This window comes from Blastococcus sp. SYSU DS0533 (genome assembly GCF_054050775.1).
The window spans coordinates 112847-133353 of sequence record NZ_JBJGZZ010000008.1 but is presented as its reverse complement, the minus strand read 5'-3'; the positions used below and the strand labels follow the sequence as shown (position 1 = coordinate 133353).

Below are 20507 nucleotides of genomic sequence, written 5' to 3'. Positions count from 1 at the left end.
TCCGTGGCCAACCGCACGCTCCCGGCGGGGCGCTACTTCGCCGCGTTCACGCTGATCGTCGCCCTGCTCTACGGGCTGGTGTTCTTCACCGGCGACACCCGCACCCCGCAGCTCGGCCTCGACCTGCGCGGCGGCACCACGGTCACCCTCACCGCCCGGACCCCCGACGGCCAGGCGCCGGCGCAGGAGGACCTGGAGCTGGCCCGCCAAATCATCGAGCAGCGGGTCAACGGGCTCGGTGTCGCCGAGGCCGAGGTGGTCACCGAGGGCGACAGCAACATCGTCATCTCCGTCCCCGGGGACGACGGCGAGCAGGCCCGCGAGCTCGGCGCCACCGCGCAGCTGCGCTTCCGCCCGGTCGTCCAGGGCCCGGCCCCGGCCGTCCCGGCCGAGGGAGACCCCGCCGCCGAGGAGGGGACCGGCACCGAGGAGGGCGCGGAGCCCGAGGTCGGCGACGGCGCCGTCGAGGACCCGACCCTGCCCGACCCGGACGCCCCCGCCGTCACCGAGGAGGAGGCGGCGGCCGAGTTCGCCACCCTCACCTGCGAGGCGGACAACGTCACCGGCGAGGTCACCCGGCCCCAGGACTTCGTGGCCGCCTGCAGCGAGGACGGCAGCGCCAAGTACCTCCTCGGCCCCACGATCATCGAGGGCACCGAGATCGACGACGCCAACCCGGGCACCGAGCCCGGCACCGGTGAGTGGGTCGTGCTGCTGGACTTCCAGTCCGACGGCCTCGCCACGTGGGCGGCGTACACCACCGCCAACGTCGGCTCGCCGGTCGCCTTCACGCTGGACGGCCGGGTCATCTCGGCGCCGACCGTCAACAGCGCGATCACGACCAACCCGACGACGATCACCGGCCAGTTCAACCAGGAGTCGGCCACGGAGCTGGCCAACCAGCTGCGCTACGGCGCCCTCCCGCTGACCTTCACCCAGGCGACGGCGCAGTCGATCTCCACGGAGCTCGGCGAGGAGCAGCTCGAGGCCGGGCTGATCGCCGGCGCCATCGGGATCGCGCTGGTGTTCGTCTACGCGTTGCTGTACTACCGGCTGCTCGGCCTGGTGATGATCGCCAGCCTCGCCCTCTCGGCGGTGGTGGTCTACGCGTGCCTGATCCTGCTGGGCCGTGAGATCGGGTTCACCCTGAGCCTCGCCGGCATCGCCGGGTTCATCGTCTCGATCGGCATCACCGCCGACTCGTTCGTCGTCTACTTCGAGCGGCTCAAGGACGAGATCCGGGAGGGACGGTCGTTGCGCTCCGCTGTCCCGCGGGCGTGGGTCCGCGCGCGGCGCACGATCCTGTCCGCGGACGCGGTGAGCTTCCTGGCCGCGGCGATCCTCTACCTGCTGGCGATCGGGGACGTGAAGGGCTTCGCCTTCACCCTCGGCATGTCCACCGTGCTGGACCTCGTGGTCGTCTTCCTCTTCACCCACCCGCTCATGGCCGTGCTGTCGCGGTTCAAGGGCTTCGGCCGGAACCGCTTCTCCGGGCTGGGCCGGGTGGAGCACACCCGCCGGCCCGGCCCGGAGGCGCCCGCCGGAGAACTCGTCGGCGCCGCCGCAGGCGGTACCCAGGACAGGAGCACCCCATGACCCGCCCGACGGACCCGGCGGAGCCGACGCCCGCGCAGGAGCCGGTGGACACCGGCGAGGAGGCGCTCGCGGACGCGGGCCTGCCCCAGGACCCGGCCGGCGACGACGTCGCCGCCCCGCCGGCGCCACGGGCCGGCCGCGCGGGGCTGGCGCACCGGCTGTACAACGGCGAGGCGGGCCTGGACGTCGTCGGCCGGAGCCGGCTGATCTACAAGATCACCGCGGTCGTGGTGCTGCTGTGCATCGCCTCCATGGTGTTCCGGGGCTTCAACTTCGGGATCGACTTCGCCGGCGGGAACAGCTTCCGGCTGCCCGGTACCCAGGAGCAGCTGCAGGAGGCCCGGACGGCGGCCGAGGACGCCGGCGCCGAGGTGGCGACGGCGCAGGTCGTCGGCGGCGACACCCTGCTCATCCGCACCGCGCAGCTGGACAACGAGACCGAGCGAGCCGTGGTGGAGGAGCTGGCCGAGACCGTCGGCATCTCTCCCGCCGAGGTCAGCCCCCAGGCGGTCAGCGCCGAGTGGGGCCAGGACATCACCGACCAGGCGCTCGTCGCGCTGGCGGTGTTCCTCGTCGCGGTGGTGCTCTTCCTGGCCGTGCGCTTCCAGCCCAAGATGGCGGTCGGCGCCATGGCGGCGCTCGTCCACGACATCGTGATCACCGCGGGCGTGTACTCCCTGATCGGGTTCGAGGTGACGCCCTCGACGGTGATCGGCTTCCTGACCATCCTCGGCTTCTCGCTCTACGACACGGTCGTGGTGTTCGACAAGGTCGACGAGAACACCCGGGACCTCGAGCGCAGCGCCCGCATGACCTGGGGGGAGGCGGCCAACCTCGCCGTCAACCAGACGCTCATGCGGTCGATCAACACCTCGGTCATCGCGCTGCTCCCGGTCGCGGGCCTGCTCTTCGTCGGAGCCGGGCTGCTCGGCGTCGGCACCCTCAAGGACCTCGCCCTGGTGCTCTTCGTGGGCCTGGCCGCCGGCACCTACTCCTCGATCGTGCTCGCGACACCGATCGTCGCCGACCTCAAGGAGCGGGAACCCGAGGTGCAGGCGCTGCGCCGGCGCGTGCTGGCCCGGCGCTCCTCGGCCGCCCGCACGGGGAGTGCCGTCGCGCCGGCCGGCCCGGTCGCGAGCGCCCGCCGGCGCCGCCCGGCCGGCGCGGTCGGCGTGGCCGACCTGCCCCGCAGCGTGCCCGCGGACGTCGTCGTGGAGTCACCCGCGTCGGTGCGCCCGGACGGGCCGCGGGGGGCCACCGCCGCACCGCGGCCGGGTGCCCGCCCGCAGCGTCCGGGCGCCGGCCGGCCGTCGGGCAAGCGGCGCCGGTGAGCGCGGCGCCCGCCGAGCTGCCGCTCGACCAGCTCATCGCCTCGCTGACCGTCGACGTCCCCGACCACCCCGAGCCCGGGATCGTCTTCCGGGACCTCACGCCGGTCTTCGCCGACGGGGCCGCCTTCCGCCGGGTGGTGGACGGGCTGGCCACCCCGGGGGCGTCGGACCCGCGGACGGCCGCGCTGGCCCGTCCGCAGCCCGGGGAGCGACCGTTCGACGTCGTCGCCGGGGTGGAGGCCCGCGGCTTCCTGCTCGCCGCGGCCGTCGCGCTCGACGCCGGGGTCGGCGTGGTGCCGGTCCGCAAGGCGGGCAAGCTGCCGCGCGAGCGGGTCTCCGCGGAGTACACCCTGGAGTACGGCACCGCGACGCTGGAGCTGCACGCGGACTCGGTCGTCCCCGGTCAGCGGGTGCTGCTCGTGGACGACGTGCTCGCCACCGGGGGCACGCTCGGTGCGGCCGTCGCGCTGGTGGAGCGGCTCGGCGGCGTCGTGGCCGGGATCTCGGTCGTCGTGGAGCTGGCCGCTCTCGGTGGCCGCCAGCTGCTGGCGCCGCACACCGTGCACGCGCTCTGGACCACCTGACCGAGGGAGGTCCCGGACGCGAGCCCGGCGGCGACGGGCGCGGTCCCGCTAGCATGGTGAGGGTCCCCCCTCTGCCAGCCGCAGGAGTCGCCGTGGCGTCCGAAGTAGCCGCCGACACGGCTGCCGCGCGGGCCGGGGCAGCCACCGGTGGGGCCGTCGTCGACCCCGTGTCCGAGCCGCCCGTGCGCAGCCCCCTGCCCGAGCGCCCGGCGGTCCGCCGTCCCGACGACGTCGGTGCCGAGCCCGACGCAGAGCCCGGCATCCCGCGCCGGCGCGTCCGCGACCGGCTCGCCCGGCGGATCGTCGCGGGCCAGCGCAGCGGTCTGGTGCGGCCGGTCCTGGAGCCGCTCGCCGCGCTGCACCGGCAGAGCCACCCCAAGGCCGACCTGGCGCTCCTGCAGCGGGCCTACGACGTCGCCGAGACAGCGCACAGCAGCCAGAAGCGCAAGAGCGGCGACCCCTACATCACCCACCCGCTCGCCGTCGCCACGATCCTCGCGGGCCTCGGCATGGACACCACGACGCTGATCGCGGCGCTCCTGCACGACACGGTCGAGGACACCGGCGTCACCCTGGAGACGATCACCACCGACTTCGGCTCGGAGGTCGCCCACCTCGTCGACGGCGTGACCAAGATCGACAAGGTGAAGCTGGGCGACGCCGCACAGGCCGAGACGATCCGCAAGATGATCGTCGCGATGTCCCGCGACCCGCGGGTGCTGGTCATCAAGCTCGCCGACCGGCTGCACAACATGCGCACGCTGCGCTTCCTCCCGCCCGAGAAGCAGGAGAAGAAGGCGCGCGAGACGCTGGAGATCCTCGCCCCGCTGGCCCACCGGCTGGGCATGAACACGATCAAGTGGGAGCTCGAGGACCTCGCGTTCGCCACGCTGTACCCCAAGCGCTACGACGAGATCGTGCGGCTGGTGGCCGAGCGGGCGCCCTCCCGGGACACGTACCTGGCCGAGGTGACCGCATCGGTCACCGAGCAGCTGCGTGCGGCCAAGATCGAGGCCGTCGTCACCGGGCGGCCCAAGCACTACTACTCGATCTACCAGAAGATGATCGTCCGCGGCCGGGACTTCACCGACATCTGGGACCTGGTCGGCATCCGCATCCTGGTCGACTCGGTGCGCGACTGCTACGCGGCGCTGGGCATCATGCACGCCCACTGGCAGCCGGTGCCCGGCCGCTTCAAGGACTTCGTGGCGATGCCGAAGTTCAACATGTACCAGTCGCTGCACACGACGGTGATCGGCCCGCAGGGGAAGCCGGTCGAGCTGCAGATCCGCACGCACGACATGCACCGCACCGCCGAGTACGGCATCGCGGCGCACTGGAAGTACAAGGAGAAGGCCCGCGCCGGCGGCAAGCCCGCGGCCGGGGAGAGCGGTGCGCCGCCCAAGGCCGGCTCGGCCGACGACATGCTCTGGCTCCGCCAGCTGCTGGACTGGCAGCGCGAGGCCCAGGAGCCCGGCGAGTTCCTGGAGACCCTGCGCTACGACCTCGGGCCGCAGGAGGTCTTCGTCTTCACGCCCAAGGGCGACGTGATGAGCCTGCCGGGGGAGTCCACGCCCGTCGACTTCGCGTTCGCGGTGCACACCGAGGTCGGCTACCGGACGATCGGCGCGCGGGTGAACGGCTCGCTGGTCTCGCTGGACAGCAAGCTGAACAACGGCGACGTCGTCGAGATCTTCACCTCGAAGTCGCCCACGGCCGGCCCGTCGAAGGACTGGCTGACCTTCGTCGGCTCCTCCCGTGCCCGCACGAAGATCCGCCAGTGGTTCACCAAGGAGCGCCGCGAGGACGCGGTCGACGCCGGCAAGGAGGCGCTGACGCGGGCCATGCGCAAGGCGGGCCTGCCGCTGCAGCGGCTGCTCGGTGGCGAGGCGCTGTCGACGCTGGCCAAGGACCTGCGCTTCGCCGACGTCACGGCCCTGTACGCGGCGGTGGGGGAGAACCAGCTCTCTGCGGCCTCCGTGGTCGAGAAGCTGATGGTCGCCCTCGGCGGCAGCGAGGGTGCGGCGGAGGACATCGCCGAGACCGCCATCCCGACCCGTCGCCCGGTGGCACGGCGCCCGGCCCGCGGCGACCCGGGGATCATCGTCCACGGCATGACCGACGTCTGGGCCAAGCTCGCCAAGTGCTGCACCCCGGTGCCCGGCGACGACGTGCTCGGCTTCGTGACCCGCGGCGGGGGTGTCAGCGTGCACCGCACCGACTGCACCAACGCCGGGGACCTGCGCAGCAAGCCTGAACGTCTGGTGGAGGTCGAGTGGGCCTCCTCGCCGGGGTCGGTGTTCCTGGTGGCCATCCAGGTGGAGGCCCTCGACCGGCACCGCCTGCTCTCGGACGTGACCAAGGCGCTGGCCGACGAGCGGGTCAACATCCTGTCGGCGTCGGTGCAGACCAGCCGCGACCGCGTCGCGATCAGCCGGTTCACCTTCGAGCTGGCCGACCCCGCGCACCTGGGCGCGGTGCTGCAGACGGTGCGCAACGTCGAAGGCGTCTTCGACGTCGAGCGCGTCACCGCCTGAGCGACGGCGGCGTTTCCGCCGTCCGCGGTCGCCGGACTCGCCGTCTCCCGTGATCAGGTCACACCTGATCACGACGGGTCCTGGCTCACCTCCGGCCGTGAGCCAGGACCCCTCCAGGTGAGCCAGGACGGCGGCCGGCTCAACCGACGACGGCCATGTCCTCGATGGTGACCGGGATGTTCGGGGCACCGTCACCGGGGCCCTCGGCGCCCTGGACCCCGCCGGCGGCCACCGCGTCGAGCACGCCGAGGCCGGCCTCGTCGATCGTCCCGACCACCGTGTACTCCGGGGGCAGCTCCGTGTCCACGAAGGTCAGGAAGAACTGGCCGCCCGTGCTGTTCGGCGCCGCGGTCTTGGCCATGGCCACGGTCCCGCGGGGGTAGGTCGTGTCCGGGGTGACCTCCTCGGCGTACTTGTAGCTGGGCCCGCCGGAGCCGGTGCCGGTCGGGTCGCCGCACTGCAGCACGCCGAACGTGTCGGCGTTGACGAGCCGGTGGCAGGGCGTGCCGTCGTAGAAGCCCTGCTCGGTGAGGTACACGAAGCTGGCCGCGGCGCAGGGCGCCTTCGCCCGGTCCAGGGTGAGGGTGACGTCGCCCTGGTCGGTGCTCATCAGCACGGTGGCGGTGCCCTGCGTGGGCGTGGTCTCCGGGTTCGGCGGGGTGCCGACGTCCGTGAGGTTGGTGTTGCCCGACTCGTCGGGCAGGTACTCGCAGGTGACCGTGCCGTCGGCGTTGGTCGTGCGCGCCGCCGACGAGGTGGCAGCCGGCGTCGTCGGCTCGGCCGCCACGTCGTCGGTCGTGTCGTCGCCGCCAAGCACGTTCGTGATGAGCAGGGCGGCCCCCACGACCACGACGACGGCGAGCGCGGTGAGCAGCAGGCCGAGGTTGCGGCGGCGCTTCTTCGCCTGCTCGGCGCGGCGCTCCAGCTGGCGCTGCAGGTGACGCTGCGCGGCTTCCCGGCGCTGCTTGTTCGTGGGCACGGGGGCGGACTCCTCGGGCGGACGGGCTCGGTCGGCGGCCGCGACGACGGGCGGCGGCGCGCTGGTCGGGGAGGGAGTCTAGGCGGCCGGACTGGACGTTCCCTGGCAGCGCCGGAACCCCCGTGCGCCCCCGCGTAACCTGCACGGGTGCTCATCCGCTCGTTCCCCGCCGGCGCGTTCGGCACCAACTGCTACGCCGTGGCGTCCGGACCGGGCCAGGAGTGCGTCGTCGTCGACCCGGGCATGGACGCCGTCGAGCCCCTGGCCCGCATGCTCGCCGACGACGGTCTCAAACCCGTCGCCGTGGTGCTTACCCACGGCCACCTGGACCACACCTTCTCCGTGCTGCCGGTGTGCGACGGGTACGGCATCCCCGCCTACCTGCACCCGCAGGACTCCGGGATGCTGTCGGACCCCGCGCGCTGGCACGGGCCCGCGCTGGCCCCGCTGATCACCGGCGTCCGGCTGCCGGACCCCTCGGACGTCCTGCCGCTCGACGACGGTGCGGTGCTCTCGCTCGCGGGCGTCGACCTCACGGTCCGGCACGCACCCGGGCACACCCAGGGGTCGGTGGTCTTCGAACTCGACCTCGGCGAGGCGCCCGGGCTGCTCGCCGGTGACGTGCTCTTCGCCGGCTCCGTCGGCCGGGTGGACCTGCCCGGCGGTTCGTGGGACGCGATGCTCGCGTCCCTGCGCGACGTCGTCCTGCCCCTGGACGACGAGACCGTCGTGCTGCCCGGCCACGGCCCGGCGACGACGATCGGCCGCGAGCGGGCGACGAACCCCTACCTGGCCGAGGCCTCGGCCGCACCGAAGGGGCGGGGGCTGTGAGCGCGACGGGCGAGCGAGCATCGCCGCAGGCTGGGGGCACCTCCCGCGTGCGAGGGACGGCGACCGAGGAGCGGAACGAGTCCGGAGCCGGACGGGGTGCACTGTGAGCGGCCTGACCGCCCCGAAGGGCACCTTCGACACCCTGCCTCCGGACTCCGCCCGCTTCCTCGCCGTCCGCGACACGTTGACCGCGCCGCTCCGGCGGGCCGGCTACGGCTACGTCGAGACGCCGGTGTTCGAGGAGACCGCCGTCTTCTCCCGCGGTGTCGGTGAGTCCACCGACGTCGTGACGAAGGAGATGTACACCTTCACCGACCGCGGCGGCCGCTCGCTGACCCTCCGCCCCGAGCTCACCGCCGGGCTGATGAGGGCGTTCATCGAGCACCGCCTGCACGGCGGGGCGCTGCCGGTGAAGCTGTGGACGGTCGGCACGGCGTTCCGCTACGAGCGGCCGCAGGCCGGCCGGTACCGCCACTTCACGCAGGTCGACATGGAGGCGCTCGGCGTCGACGACCCGGCGCTGGACGCCGAGGTGGTGGCGCTGGGGGTGCAGGGCTTCCGCGACCTCGGGCTCACCGACTTCGAGCTGCTGCTCACCTCGCTGGGCGACGCCACCTGCCGGCCGCAGTACCGCGAGCTGCTGGTCGCCTACCTCGACAAGCTCGACCTCGACGAGGAGACCCGCCGCCGGGCCGCGATCAACCCGCTGCGGGTGCTCGACGACAAGCGGCCGGAGGTGCAGGCCCAGCTCGACGACGCCCCGCTGATGGTCGACCACCTCTCGGACTCCACGAAGGCGCACTACGACGCCGTCCGCCAGCACCTGACCGACCTCGGCGTGACGTGGACCGAGGCGCCGAAGCTGGTGCGCGGTCTGGACTACTACACGAAGACGACGTTCGAGTTCGTGCACCACGGTCTCGGCGCCCAGTCGGCGATCGGCGGCGGGGGGCGCTACGACGGGCTGTCGGCGGCCCTGGGCGGCCCCGACGTCTCGGGCATCGGCTACGCCGTCGGGGTGGACCGCACGCTGCTCGCCGTCCAGGCCGAGGGCCTCGACATCGGGGCGTCGGCCGGGGTGCAGGCGTTCGTCGTCCCGCTGGGAACCGAAGCCAAGCGGCTGGCGGTCCGGCTGGTCGGGCAGCTCCGGGAGGCCGGGATCTCGGCCGACACCGTCTACGGCGACCGCGGGCTCAAGGGCGCGATGAAGGCCGCCGACCGCTCCGGCGCCGCGCACGTCGTCGTCGTGGGGGAGCGGGACCTGGCCGAGGGCGTCGGTCAGCTCAAGGACATGCGCACCGGCGAGCAGCGGCCCGTCCCCGTGGGCGAGCTGTTCGAGACCGTGCGTGCGAGTGTGGAGGAGTGAGTACTTCGATGGAGCAGCGTCCGCTCGGGAGGACCGGGGCCGAGGTCAGCGTGATCGGGCTGGGCACGTGGCAGCTCGGCGGTGACTGGGGCGACGTCGACGAGGACACCGCCGCCGAGGTGCTCGACGCGGCGCTCGACGCCGGGGTGACCCTGCTGGACACCGCCGACGTCTACGGCGACGGCCGCTCCGAGGAGCGGATCCGCAAGGCGCTCGCGCCGCGGGCCGACCGGCCGTTCGTGGCGACCAAGGCCGGTCGGCGCGCCGACCCGTTCGAGGCCGCGCAGTACACCCCGGAGAACCTGCGTGCGTGGGTCGACCGGTCGCGCCGCAACCTCGGCGTCGACACCCTCGACCTGGTGCAGCTGCACTGCCCGCCGACCGCCGTGTACTCCGACCAGCGCGTGTACGACACCCTCGACGGGTTCGTCGCCGACGGCTCGATCGCCGCCTACGGCGTCTCGGTGGAGACCGTGGCCGAGGGGCTGACGGCGCTGCAGCACGAGGGCGTGGCGACCATCCAGGTCATCCTCAACATCTTCCGGCGCAAGCCGCTGGAGGAGCTGCTGCCCACCGCGGCCGCCGCCGGGGTGGGCGTGCTCGCGCGGGTGCCCCTGGCCAGCGGCCTGCTCACCGGCAAGTACGACGAGTCGACGACCTTCCCGGCCGACGACCACCGGAACTTCAACCGCAACGGCGAGGCCTTCGACGTCGGCGAGACCTTCGCCGGCGTGCCGTTCGACGTCGGCGTCGCCGCGGCCCGGGAGGTCGCCGAGATCGCCGGCGACGCGGTGCCCACCGCGGCCTTCGCCCTGCGCTGGGTGATCGACCAGCCCGGCGTCACCACCGTCATCCCGGGGGCGCGCAACGTCACCCAGGTGCGCGGCAACGTCGCGGCGGCCACCATGGCGCCGCTCTCGGACGCCCAGCTCGCCGACCTCGAGCGGGTGTACGACGAGCGCATCCGCGCCCACGTGCACGACCGCTGGTAAGCAACCCCCTCCTACCGTTCCTGCGAAAGGCCCGACGTGCTCCGCACCCACGACGCCGGAACGCTGCGCGCGTCCGACGCCGGCACCACCGTCACCCTCGCCGGCTGGGTGGCCCGCCGCCGCGACCACGGCGGGGTGGTCTTCCTCGACCTGCGCGACGCCTCCGGGTACGTCCAGGTCGTCGTCCGCGAGGACGAGGCCCACCACCTGCGCAACGAGTACTGCGTGCTCGTCACCGGGGAGGTGCGGCGCCGCCCCGAGGGCAACGAGAACCCGGAGCTGCCCACCGGCGACGTCGAGGTGGCCACCTCGGAGCTGCGGGTGCTGTCGGCCTCGGCGCCGCTGCCGTTCCCCATCGAGACCGACCAGGCGGCGTCCGACGACGTCCGCTACAAGTACCGCTACCTCGACCTCCGCCGGCAGGGCCCGGCGAAGGCGATCCGGCTCCGCTCGGAGGTGAGCCGGATCGCGCGCGGGGTGATGGCCGGGCACGGGTTCACCGAGGTGGAGACGCCGAACCTCACCCGCTCCACCCCCGAGGGTGCGCGGGACTTCCTCGTGCCGGTGCGCCTGCAGCAGGGCAAGTGGTACGCGCTGCCGCAGTCTCCGCAGCTGTTCAAGCAGCTGCTGATGATCGGCGGCCTCGAGCGCTACTACCAGATCGCCCGCTGCTTCCGGGACGAGGACTTCCGCGCCGACCGGCAGCCGGAGTTCACCCAGCTGGACTTCGAGATGAGCTTCGTCGAGCGCGACGACGTGCTTGCGATCGCGGAGGACGTGGTCCGGGCGTTGTGGCGGGAGCTGGCGTCCTACGACGTCCCCGACATCCCGCGGATGACCTACCGCGAGGCCATGGACCGGTTCGGCTCGGACAAGCCCGACCTGCGCTTCGGCATCGAGCTCACCGAGCTGACGTCGTACTTCGCCGGGACGCCGTTCCGGGTGTTCCAGGCGCCCTACGTCGGGGCCGTCGTCATGCCCGGTGGCGGGTCGCAGCCGCGCCGGGCGTTCGACGCCTGGCAGGACTGGGCCAAGTCGCGCGGGGCCCGCGGCCTGGCGTACGTGACGATCGCCGAGGACGGCACGCTGGGCGGTCCGGTCGCCAAGAACATCTCCGAGGCGGAGCGCGACGGGCTGGTCGAGGCCGTCGGGGCCCAGCCCGGGGACTGCGTGTTCTTCGCCGCCGGCGCCCGCCGCCCCTCGCAGGAGCTGCTCGGTGCGGCCCGCAACGAGATCGCCAAGCGGCTGGAGCTGATCGAGCCGGGCAGCTGGTCGTTCCTCTTCGTCGTCGACTTCCCGATGTTCGAGGAGACCGAGGACGGCGACTGGACCTTCATGCACCACCCGTTCACCTCGCCCACCCCCGAGTGGCGCGACCGGTTCGCCGAGGACAAGGGCGCGGCGCTGTCGGACGCCTACGACATGGTGATCAACGGCAACGAGGTGATGAGCGGCTCGGTCCGCATCCACGACGCCGAGCTGCAGGAGCGGGTGTTCGAGACCCTCGGCATGTCGCGCGAGGAGGCCCGGGAGCGGTTCGGCTTCTTCCTCGAGGCCTTCGCCTACGGCCCGCCGCCGCACGCGGGGGCGGCGCTGGGCTGGGACCGGCTCTCGGCGCTGCTGTCGGGGGTGGAGTCGATCCGCGAGGTCATCGCCTTCCCGAAGACCGGCGCCGGGTTCGATCCGCTGACGGGCGCGCCGACGCCGATCACCGAGGCCCAGCGCAAGGAGGCCGGCATCGACGCGAAGCCGGAGGAGCCCGCGCTGCCCGGTGAGCCGGGTGCCCCCGGCCCGTCGGACCCGACGAAGTAGTCCTCCACCCCCGCCGGGGTGGTAGGGCTCTGCCCACGTGGGGTGGGCAGAGCACGACTGGCGCGGGTGCACTGTGGTCCTGACCCCGGGGGCGGCGCCCGGCGGGGAGGGGATCAGCCGGCGACCTCGGGCGGCCAGACGACGCGGAACCGCTCGAAGACCACCTCGAGGTCGTCGGACCACGCCCGGCCGCGCGGGGGCAGGGTGCGCCGGAAGTAGCGCTCGTGCTCGCGCAGCCAGCTCTCCCGGGTCCGGTCGCCCTCGCCCTCGTCCCAGGCGAAGGCGTCGTCGACGCTGTGCAGCGGGCCGAGGCGCAGCTCCGTCGTCCGGAGGACGCAGCGCGGCGCCCCGCTGCCGTCGCAGGCGACCCAGTGCCCCCCGATGCGCGGCAGGGGCTGGCCGTCGTCGAGGAAGTCGACGACGAGGGCGGCCGTCGCCCGCTTGGTCCCGGCGAGCACCAGGCCGATCAGCTCGTCGGCCAGCGTGGTGCTGTCACCGAACCGCTCGACCGCGGGCTCCTCGAGCGGCGGGTCGGGCAGCGTGGCGGCGTACTCGCGGTGCAACGCGACTGCGGCGGTGCGGTCGAGGTCGCCCGGCTGGTCGGTGGCCACGCCGGTAGTTTGCAGGGCATGCCGCTGCGCGCCCGCACCCTGCTCGGACCCGGCCCGTCCAACCCCTACCCGGAGGCGACCGCCGCGCTCGGCCTGCCCCTGCTGGGGCACCTCGACCCGCTCTTCCTGCACGTGCTGGACGAGACCTCGGAGCGGCTGCGCCAGGTGTTCGGCACGGACAACCGCCGCACGCTCCCGCTGTCGGCCACCGGCTCGGCCGGGATGGAGGCGGCGTTCGTCAACACCGTGGGCCCGGGCGACGTCGTCGTCGTCGCGGTGAACGGCCTGTTCGGGCAGCGGATGACCGACGTCGCCGCCCGGTGCGGGGCCGAGGTCGTCGCCGTCGAGCACGAGTGGGGGCAGCCGGTCGACCCCGAGCGGGTGCTGGCCGCCCACCCGTCGCCCACGCTCATCGCCGCGGTGCACGCCGAGACCTCCACCGGGGTGCGCTCGGACCTCGAGCCGCTGGCCGCCGGGAAGGGCGACGCCCTGCTGCTCGCCGACTGCGTCACCTCGCTGGGCGGCATCCCGGTGCGGCTCGACGAGTGGGGCGTGGACCTCGCCTACTCCGGCTCGCAGAAGTGCCTCGGCGTGCCGCCGGGGCTCGCGCCGTTCACCATCTCCGACCGGGCCTGGGAGCGGCGGATCGAGAAGCCGCAGAGCTGGTACCTCGACCTCGGCATGCTCGGCGGCTATGCCGGGGAGGCCGCCGGTTCCGGTGGCCGCACCTACCACCACACCGCCCCGACCGGGATGGTCGTCTCGCTGCACGCCGGGCTCGGGCGGATCCTCGATGAGGGGCTGGACGCCGTGCACGCCCGGCACGCCGAGGCTGGGCGGCTGCTGCACGAGGGGCTGGCCGAGCTCGGGCTGGAGCTGTTCGCCGCCGAGGGCCACCGGCTGCCGGAGCTGACGACGGTGAAGGTGCCCGACGGCGTGGACTCCGCCGCGGTGCGCAGGGAGCTGCTGGAACGCTACGACGTCGAGATCGGCGCGGGCGCCGGCGCCTACGCGGCGACGGTGTGGCGGATCGGCCTGATGGGCCCGAACGCCTCGCCCGCGAAGGTGGGTCTCGTGCTGGCCGCGCTGGCGGACGTCCTGGGCCGCTGACGCCCGCCGCCGCCGAGCCCTCGCGGCGGGCCCGGCGGGATGTGGTGCAGGGCACACTGGGCACCGGCTGCACCACGGGGTCTCGCACCAGGGTGCACCGCCGGGTCGGTCGTCCCGCCGGTTGCCGCCGTGGGCGCTGGTCGGAGTGGCGGCGGTCGGCTGGTGGCCGTCGCGGTGGCCGCCCTGGTCTGGGCCGCCCGGCGCCGCCTTCCCGCCGCCCGGGCGGTGCGCCCTTGAGCGCGGTGGCCAGGGGTCAGGCGCCGTCGAGGCGGGCGAGCTGGTCGGGGGAGAGGGTCAGCCCGGCCGCAGCCACGGAGTCCTGGACCGACGCGACGCGTGAGGCGCCCGGGATGGGGAGGACGGTCTCGCTCTGCGCCAGGTGCCAGGCGAGGGTCACCTGGTACACCGAGACGCCGAGCTCGTCGGCCACCTCGGCGAACGCCGGCGCGGTGGAGCCCAGCGACCCAGCGGAGGTCACCCCGCCGAAGGGGCTCCACGGCAGGAAGGCCAGCCCGTGGCCCGCGCAGTGCGCCAGCTCGTCGGCCGAGTGGCGCCAGCCGGGGGAGAACTGGTTCTGCACGCTCACCAGCGCATCACCGACGATCGACCGGGCGACGTCGATCTGGGCGATGTCGGCGTTGGAGATCCCCACCATGCGCACCAGCCCGTCGTCGGCCAGCTGCCGCAGCGCGCCCATCGACTCCTCCCACGGCGTGGCCGGGTCGGGCCGGTGGAACTGGTAGAGCCCGATGGCGTCCCCGCCCAGCCGCCGCAGCGAGTCCTCGCAGGCCCGGCGCAGGTACGCCGGTGACCCGTCGAGCTCCCAGTCGGTGCCGCGGCGGGTGTGCCCGCCCTTGGTCGCGACCAGCACAGAAGAGGTGTCGCCCCCGTAGGCGGCCAGCGCCCGCGCCACCAGCTCCTCGTTGTGGCCGAACTCCGCCTCGTCGCGGGCGTACGCGTCGGCGGTGTCGATCAGGGTGACGCCGGCGTCGAGCGCGGCGTGCACCACGGCGACGGCGTCCTCCGCCGAGGGGCGCTCGTCCTTGGTGGACAGGGGCATGGCGCCCAGCCCGATGGCGCCCACGGTCACGGCTCCGATGCGTCGCTGCTGCATGGGGGCTGTCGTGCCCCCCGGGTAGCGTCGGGAACCGTGACCTCGCTGTTCGACCCCGCGCCGGGCGAGGCGGGTGCACCGGGCGTCGACCCGGGCGCCCCGCTCGCGGTGCGGATGCGCCCCCGCTCGCTGGACGAGGTCGTCGGCCAGCAGCACCTCCTGGGCGACCGGGCGCCCCTGCGCCGGCTGGTCGAGTCCGACGAGCCGATGTCGCTGGTGCTCTACGGCCCACCCGGCACCGGCAAGACCACCCTCGCCCACGTCATCTCGCTGGCCACCAAGCGGCAGTTCGTGCAGTTGTCGGCGCTGGACTCCGGGGTGAAGGAGGTGCGCGCGGTGATCCAGAGCGCCAAGCGCGAGCTCACCTACGCCGGCCGGCGCACCGTGCTGTTCATCGACGAGGTGCACCGCTTCTCCAAGACCCAGCAGGACAGCCTGCTGTCTGCGGTGGAGGACCGGATCGTCAGCCTGATCGCCGCCACGACCGAGAACCCGTTCTTCTCCGTGGTCAGCCCGCTGCTGTCCCGCAGCCTCGTGCTGGCGCTGCAGCCGCTCACCGACGACGACGTCCGCCGGTTGCTGCACCGTGCGCTCACCAGCGACCGCGGCCTCGACGGCGCGGTCACCCTGGCCGCGGAAGCCGAGGAGCACCTGGTCCGCATCGCCGGCGGCGACGGGCGGAAGGCGCTCACCGCCCTCGAGTCCGGTGCCGGGGCGGCGCGTGCGGTCGGCGCCACCGAGATCGACCTGGCGACGCTGGAGACGGCGGTCGCGCAGGCGGCGGTCCGCTACGACCGCCAGGGCGACCAGCACTACGACGTCGCCAGCGCGCTCATCAAGAGCATCCGCGGCAGCGACGTCGACGCCGCGCTGCACTACCTGGCGCGCATGGTCGAGGCGGGGGAGGACCCCCGCTTCATCGCCCGGCGCCTGGTCATCAGCGCCAGCGAGGACATCGGCATGGCCGACCCGACCGCGCTGACGACCGCGGTCGCCGCGATGCAGGCGGTGCAGTTCATCGGCATGCCCGAGGGCCACTTCCCGCTCGCCCAGGCCGTCGTCCACCTGGCCACCGCGCCGAAGTCGAACGCGGTCACGGTCGCGATCGGGGAGTCGGTGGCCGACGTCCGCGCCGGGCTGGCCGGCCCCGTGCCGCCCGTGCTGCGCGACGCCCACTACGCCGGGGCGAAGAAGCTCGGCCACGGGAAGACCTACGCCTACCCCCACGCCCACCCCGACGGGATCGTGGCCCAGCAGTACCCGCCGGACGCCCTCGTGGGCAGGGACTACTACCGCCCGACCAACCGCGGCGTCGAGGCGCGGCTGGGCGAGCGGCTGGCGAAGCTGCGCGCGATCCTCCGCCGGACGCGCTGACCCCGCGGCGGGGCACGGACGGCCCGGCGGCCCCGCGACTACTGTGACGAGGCCGGAACGTCGCCCCCGGCGCCGAACCCCTCAGAACAGGAGCACGCGTGTCCGTAGGAGAGATCGCCGGGCTGATCGCAGCCGGGGCCCTGGTGCTGCTGGTGGTGCTCGTGGCTGTCCCGCTGCTCAAGCTCGGCCGGACGCTCGACGAGACGACCCTGACCATCCGCCAGGTCCGCGAGCAGAGCGCGCCGATCCTGAGCCAGGCCGGGACCACGGTCGCGCACGTGAACAGCAACCTGGAGCGGGTCGACGACATCACCGGCAACGCGGCCAACGTCTCCAGCAACGTCGCTGCGCTCACCAGCGTCGTCGCCGCCACCCTGGGCAGCCCGCTGATCAAGGTGGCCGCGTTCAGCTACGGGGTCCGCAGCGCCACGAAGAAGAAGCGGGAGGGGCAGGCGATCGCCGACGCCGCCCGCCGCGACAAGGAGGCGCGCCGCGCGCGCCGGTCCGCCCGGCGGGCCGCCTGATGCGCCGGCTGTTCTGGCTCGCGATGGGCGTCACCATCGGCGCGCTCGTCGTCCGCAAGCTCTCCGCCGCCGCCGAGAAGATGACGCCCGCCGGCATCGGCGCCTCGATCGCCGACGGGCTGCGCGACCTCGCCGACGCGATCGGCGACTTCGGGGCCGACGTCCGCGAGGCGATGGCCGAGCGCGAGCTGGAGCTGCGCGCCGGCACCGGGCTCGACGCACCGCTGCCCGAGACCGGCGACGCGGCCGTGCTGCGCCGCGGGGCGCACGCCGCCGACCTCTGACCCCCGGAGCCGGACCGAGCACCACCCCGGCCCCCGACACCGAGAAGACCTGATGCAGACCGCCGAGATCCGCCGCCGCTTCCTGGAGCACTTCGCCCAGCGTGGCCACACCGTCGTCCCCAGCGCCTCGCTGGTGTCGCCCGACCCCTCGCTGCTGTTCACCGTCGCCGGCATGGTGCCGTTCATCCCCTACCTGACCGGCCGCGAGCCCGCACCCTTCCCGCGGGCCACCAGCGTGCAGAAGTGCGTCCGCACCCTCGACATCGAGGAGGTGGGCAAGACCACGCGGCACGGCACGTTCTTCCAGATGAACGGCAACTTCTCCTTCGGCGACTACTTCAAGGAGGGGGCGATCCAGCACGCCTGGGACCTGATCACCGGGCGGCTGGAGGACGGCGGTCTCGGCTTCGACCCGGACCGCATCTGGGTGACGGTCTACCTCGACGACGACGAGGCCGCCGACGCCTGGCACCGCATCGCCGGGCTGCCGGTGGAGCGGATCCAGCGGCTGGGCAAGAAGGACAACTACTGGCACACCGGGGCGGCCGGCCCCGGTGGCCCGTGCTCGGAGATCTACTACGACCGCGGCCCCGAGTACGGCCCCGAGGGCGGTCCGCTGGTCGACACCGCCGGCGACCGGTTCCTCGAGATCTGGAACCTCGTCTTCATGCAGTACGAGCTCACCGACGTCCGGAGCAAGGAGGAGTTCACGGTCGTCGGCGAGCTGCCGAACAAGAACATCGACACCGGCATGGGCCTGGAGCGGGTGGCCTTCCTGCTGCAGGGCGTCGACAACATGTACGAGATCGACGAGGTGGCGCCGGTGCTGCGCCGGGCCGCCGACCTCGCCGGCGTCACCTACGGCTCGGGTGGGCGGGAAGGTCACACGAACGACGTGCGGCTGCGTGTCGTCGCCGACCACGTGCGCAGCGGGCTGATGCTCATCGGCGACGGCGTCACACCGGGGAACGAGGGGCGCGGCTACATCCTGCGCCGGCTGCTGCGCCGCGCCGTCCGCTCGATGAAGCTGCTCGGCGTCGACGAGGCCACCCTGCCCGAGCTGCTGCCGGTGTCCAGGGACGCCATGAAGGCCAGCTACCCGGAGCTGGAGACCGACTTCGCCCGCATCTCGTCGGTCGCCTACGCCGAGGAGGAGGCGTTCCGCCGCACCCTGGCTTCGGGCACGGCGCTGTTCGACACCGCGGTGCAGCAGGCCAAGCGGACCGGCGCGCCCACGCTCTCGGGCGAGCAGGCGTTCTCCCTGCACGACACGTACGGCTTCCCGATCGACGTCACCCTCGAGATGGCCGCCGAGCAGGGTGTCACCGTCGACGAGGAGGGCTTCCGGGCCCTGATGAAGGAGCAGCGGGACCGCGCCCGCGCCGACGCCCGGGCCAAGCGCACCGGGTCGGTCGACGTCCTGGCCTACCGGCGGCTGCTCGCCGAGCACGGCCCCACGGACTGGCGGGCCTACGAGACCCTGCGCACCGACTCGCGGGTGCTGGGCGTCGTCGCCGAGGGCGAGGACGAGGGCGACCGCCCGGCCGGTCCCGGTGAGATCACCCGCGTGGTGCTCGACCGCACGCCGTTCTACGCCGAGTCCGGCGGGCAGGTGGCCGACGCGGGGACCCTGACCTGGGACGGCGGCCGCGCCGAGGTGATCGACGTGCAACGCCCGGTCAAGGGCCTGGTCGCCCACCAGGTGCGGGTGCTCGAGGGTGAGCTCCGCGCCGGCGCCGAGCTCACCGCCGAGGTGGACCGCGAGTGGCGGCTGTCGGCCTGCCAGGCGCACTCGGGCACGCACGTGGTGCACGCCGCGCTGCGCCAGGTGCTCGGCCCGCAGGCGCTGCAGTCCGGCTCCTACAACCGGCCGGGCTACCTGCGGCTGGACTTCGCCTGGCAGGGCGCGCTCACCCAGCAGCAGCGCACCGACATCGAGGACGTCGCCAACGCCGCCGTCCGCGCCGACCACAGGGTCACCGCTTCCTGGATGACGCTGCCCGAGGCCCAGGCCTTCGGCGCGCTGGCGCTGTTCGGGGAGACCTACGGCGAGCAGGTGCGGGTCGTGGAGATCGGCGGCCCGTGGTCGCGTGAGCTCTGCGGTGGCACCCACGTGCGCGGCAGCGCGCAGATCGGCACGCTGGCGCTCACCGGGGAGTCGTCGGTGGGCTCGGGCTCCCGGCGCGTCGAGGCCGTGGTGGGGCTGGAGGGTTTCCGCTACCTGGCGCGCGAGCGGGACCTGGTGCGCCAGCTCGCCGAGCTCCTCAAGTCGCCGCAGGACGGCCTGGTCGAGCGGGTCAGCGGCATGGTCTCGCGGCTGCGCGACGTGGACCGCGAGCTGGCCGACCTGCGCGCGCAGCAGACGCTGGCCGTCGCCGGCGAGCTCGCCGCGTCGGCCCGCGACGCCGGTGGCGTCGCCGTCGTCACCGGCTCCCCGGCCGGCCTCGGCGGCGGCGACCTGCGCACGCTCGCGCTCGACGTCCGCGGCCGGCTCGGCGCCGACCGGCCGGCCGTCGTGCTGCTGGCGTCGGAGTCCGGTGGCAAGGTGGCGCTGGTGGCGGCGTTGAACCCGGCCGCGGTCTCGCGGGGGCTGTCGGCCAACGACGTCCTCAAGGCGGCCTCGGCACCCGTCGGCGGCCGCGGTGGCGGCAAGTCCGACGTCGCCCAGGGGGGCGGAACCGATCCCGCGGGTATCCCCGCGGCACTGCAGGCCGGCGAGCAGGCGGTCGCGACCGCCACGGGAAGGTGACCAACGTGCCCGACACCGACTACAACCCCGAGGACACCGGCCCGGTCGGTGGTCGGCGGCGCGACCTGCCGGCGGTGCCGCCGGCGCGTCCGCGCCCGACCACGGGGGAGCAGCCCACGTACCACCCCACCACCGAGATCGACCTGAGCCAGGGCTTCCCACCGGTCAAGCACGAGACCACCGAGATCGACCTCTCCGGCGGCTGGCCGCAGCACCTCCAGGTGCCCCCGCGCCGCCCCGGGGCCGGCCGTGCCCGGGGCCGGGTGCTCGGCGTCGACGTCGGGACCGTGCGGGTCGGGCTGGCGCTGTCGGACCCGACGGGCACCCTCGCCAGCCCGCTGGAGACCCTCCGCCGCGCGAAGGACGGCGCCGACCTGGACCGGCTCGCCGCCCTGGTCGCGGAACACGAGGTGTCAGAGGTGGTCGTGGGAGAGCCGGTGCACCTGTCCGGTGCGCCCGGTGCCTCCGCGCAGGATGCTGCCGATTACGCACAGGAACTGGCCGACCGGATCCCGGACGTGCCCGTGAACCTGATCGACGAGAGGCTCTCGACCGTGACCGCAGCCAGCCACCTCCGGGAGGGCGGCATCGACAGCCGTCGCCAGCGCGCGGTGATCGACCAGGCGGCGGCCGTGGTCATCCTGCAGCAGTACCTCGACAGCCGGCAGGCGCCCTCATGACTGCGCCCGGCGGGCCGCGGCGGGGGAGGCACG

Annotated in this window: 17 protein-coding genes; 14 read left to right on the top strand and 3 right to left on the bottom strand. The window is 73.9% G+C overall.

The genetic code is table 11. The features are described from left to right. The first annotated feature begins 3 nt into the window (after window positions 1–3). From secD to ACI79W_RS11960, 4 genes are all read left to right on the top strand, one after another. Window positions 4–1596, top strand: a complete 1593-nt coding sequence (secD, locus tag ACI79W_RS11975; protein ID WP_456562307.1) for a protein translocase subunit SecD — start codon at window positions 4–6, stop codon at window positions 1594–1596. Next, the gene (gene secF / locus ACI79W_RS11970) at window positions 1593–2927 is read left to right on the top strand and encodes a protein translocase subunit SecF (protein ID WP_456562306.1); all 1335 of its coding nucleotides are present in this window, start codon (window positions 1593–1595) and stop codon (window positions 2925–2927) included. The genes secD and secF overlap by 4 nt, the downstream gene beginning before the upstream one ends. After that, complete coding sequence (locus ACI79W_RS11965; protein WP_456562305.1) at window positions 2924–3511, top strand: adenine phosphoribosyltransferase; 588 nt, start codon at window positions 2924–2926, stop codon at window positions 3509–3511. The genes secF and ACI79W_RS11965 overlap by 4 nt, the downstream gene beginning before the upstream one ends. Before the next feature lie 92 nt (window positions 3512–3603). Then, a complete protein-coding gene (locus tag ACI79W_RS11960) occupies window positions 3604–6048 on the top strand; it encodes a RelA/SpoT family protein (protein ID WP_456562304.1) in 2445 nt (814 codons plus the stop codon). Window positions 6049–6187: 139 nt separating this feature from the next. Here ACI79W_RS11960 and ACI79W_RS11955 read toward each other — a convergent pair whose 3' ends face one another. Then, the gene (locus ACI79W_RS11955; protein WP_456562303.1) at window positions 6188–7027 is read right to left on the bottom strand and encodes a peptidylprolyl isomerase; all 840 of its coding nucleotides are present in this window, start codon (window positions 7025–7027) and stop codon (window positions 6188–6190) included. 147 nt (window positions 7028–7174) lie between these two features. Between ACI79W_RS11955 and ACI79W_RS11950 the strand changes: the two genes are divergently transcribed. From ACI79W_RS11950 to aspS, 4 genes are all read left to right on the top strand, one after another. After that, window positions 7175–7858: an MBL fold metallo-hydrolase gene (locus tag ACI79W_RS11950; protein WP_456562302.1), complete on the top strand. Its 684-nt coding sequence runs from the start codon at window positions 7175–7177 to the stop codon at window positions 7856–7858. Window positions 7859–7961: 103 nt separating this feature from the next. Continuing rightward, window positions 7962–9224 carry a histidine--tRNA ligase gene (gene hisS, locus ACI79W_RS11945; protein ID WP_456562301.1) on the top strand — a complete coding sequence of 421 codons (1263 nt, stop codon included), beginning with the start codon at window positions 7962–7964 and terminating at the stop codon, window positions 9222–9224. Between the two features lie 8 nt (window positions 9225–9232). Further along, window positions 9233–10216 (top strand): aldo/keto reductase, encoded by a 984-nt coding sequence (locus ACI79W_RS11940; protein ID WP_456562300.1) that lies wholly within the window; start codon window positions 9233–9235, stop codon window positions 10214–10216. Between the two features lie 36 nt (window positions 10217–10252). Beyond that, window positions 10253–12028 (top strand): aspartate--tRNA ligase, encoded by a 1776-nt coding sequence (aspS, locus tag ACI79W_RS11935; RefSeq protein ID WP_456562299.1) that lies wholly within the window; start codon window positions 10253–10255, stop codon window positions 12026–12028. A 113-nt stretch (window positions 12029–12141) separates the two neighbouring features. Here the strand turns inward: aspS and ACI79W_RS11930 are convergent, their stop codons facing one another. Next, the gene (locus ACI79W_RS11930; protein WP_456562298.1) at window positions 12142–12639 is read right to left on the bottom strand and encodes an ASCH domain-containing protein; all 498 of its coding nucleotides are present in this window, start codon (window positions 12637–12639) and stop codon (window positions 12142–12144) included. Window positions 12640–12657: 18 nt separating this feature from the next. On the opposite strand from ACI79W_RS11930, the gene ACI79W_RS11925 reads away from it, so the two are divergent. Beyond that, entirely contained in the window at window positions 12658–13749 is a 1092-nt protein-coding gene (locus ACI79W_RS11925) for a pyridoxal-phosphate-dependent aminotransferase family protein (protein ID WP_456562297.1), read from the top strand. Window positions 13750–14002: 253 nt separating this feature from the next. Here the strand turns inward: ACI79W_RS11925 and ACI79W_RS11920 are convergent, their stop codons facing one another. Further along, window positions 14003–14863: an aldo/keto reductase gene (locus ACI79W_RS11920; RefSeq protein ID WP_456562296.1), complete on the bottom strand. Its 861-nt coding sequence runs from the start codon at window positions 14861–14863 to the stop codon at window positions 14003–14005. 36 nt (window positions 14864–14899) lie between these two features. On the opposite strand from ACI79W_RS11920, the gene ACI79W_RS11915 reads away from it, so the two are divergent. The 5 genes from ACI79W_RS11915 (at window position 14900) to ruvX (ending at window position 20474) form a co-directional block, all read left to right on the top strand. Continuing rightward, on the top strand, window positions 14900–16237 hold the full coding sequence (locus ACI79W_RS11915; RefSeq protein WP_456562295.1) for a replication-associated recombination protein A: 1338 nt from the start codon (window positions 14900–14902) through the stop codon (window positions 16235–16237). A gap of 98 nt (window positions 16238–16335) precedes the next feature. Further along, complete coding sequence (locus ACI79W_RS11910; protein WP_305999633.1) at window positions 16336–16761, top strand: DUF948 domain-containing protein; 426 nt, start codon at window positions 16336–16338, stop codon at window positions 16759–16761. Continuing rightward, the gene (locus ACI79W_RS11905; protein WP_456562294.1) at window positions 16761–17045 is read left to right on the top strand and encodes a hypothetical protein; all 285 of its coding nucleotides are present in this window, start codon (window positions 16761–16763) and stop codon (window positions 17043–17045) included. Before ACI79W_RS11910 ends, ACI79W_RS11905 begins: the two co-directional genes overlap by 1 nt. A gap of 52 nt (window positions 17046–17097) precedes the next feature. Beyond that, the gene (gene alaS, locus ACI79W_RS11900; RefSeq protein WP_456562293.1) at window positions 17098–19794 is read left to right on the top strand and encodes an alanine--tRNA ligase; all 2697 of its coding nucleotides are present in this window, start codon (window positions 17098–17100) and stop codon (window positions 19792–19794) included. Window positions 19795–19799: 5 nt separating this feature from the next. Next, window positions 19800–20474, top strand: a complete 675-nt coding sequence (gene ruvX / locus ACI79W_RS11895) for a Holliday junction resolvase RuvX (RefSeq protein ID WP_456562292.1) — start codon at window positions 19800–19802, stop codon at window positions 20472–20474. Window positions 20475–20507: the final 33 nt, after the last annotated feature.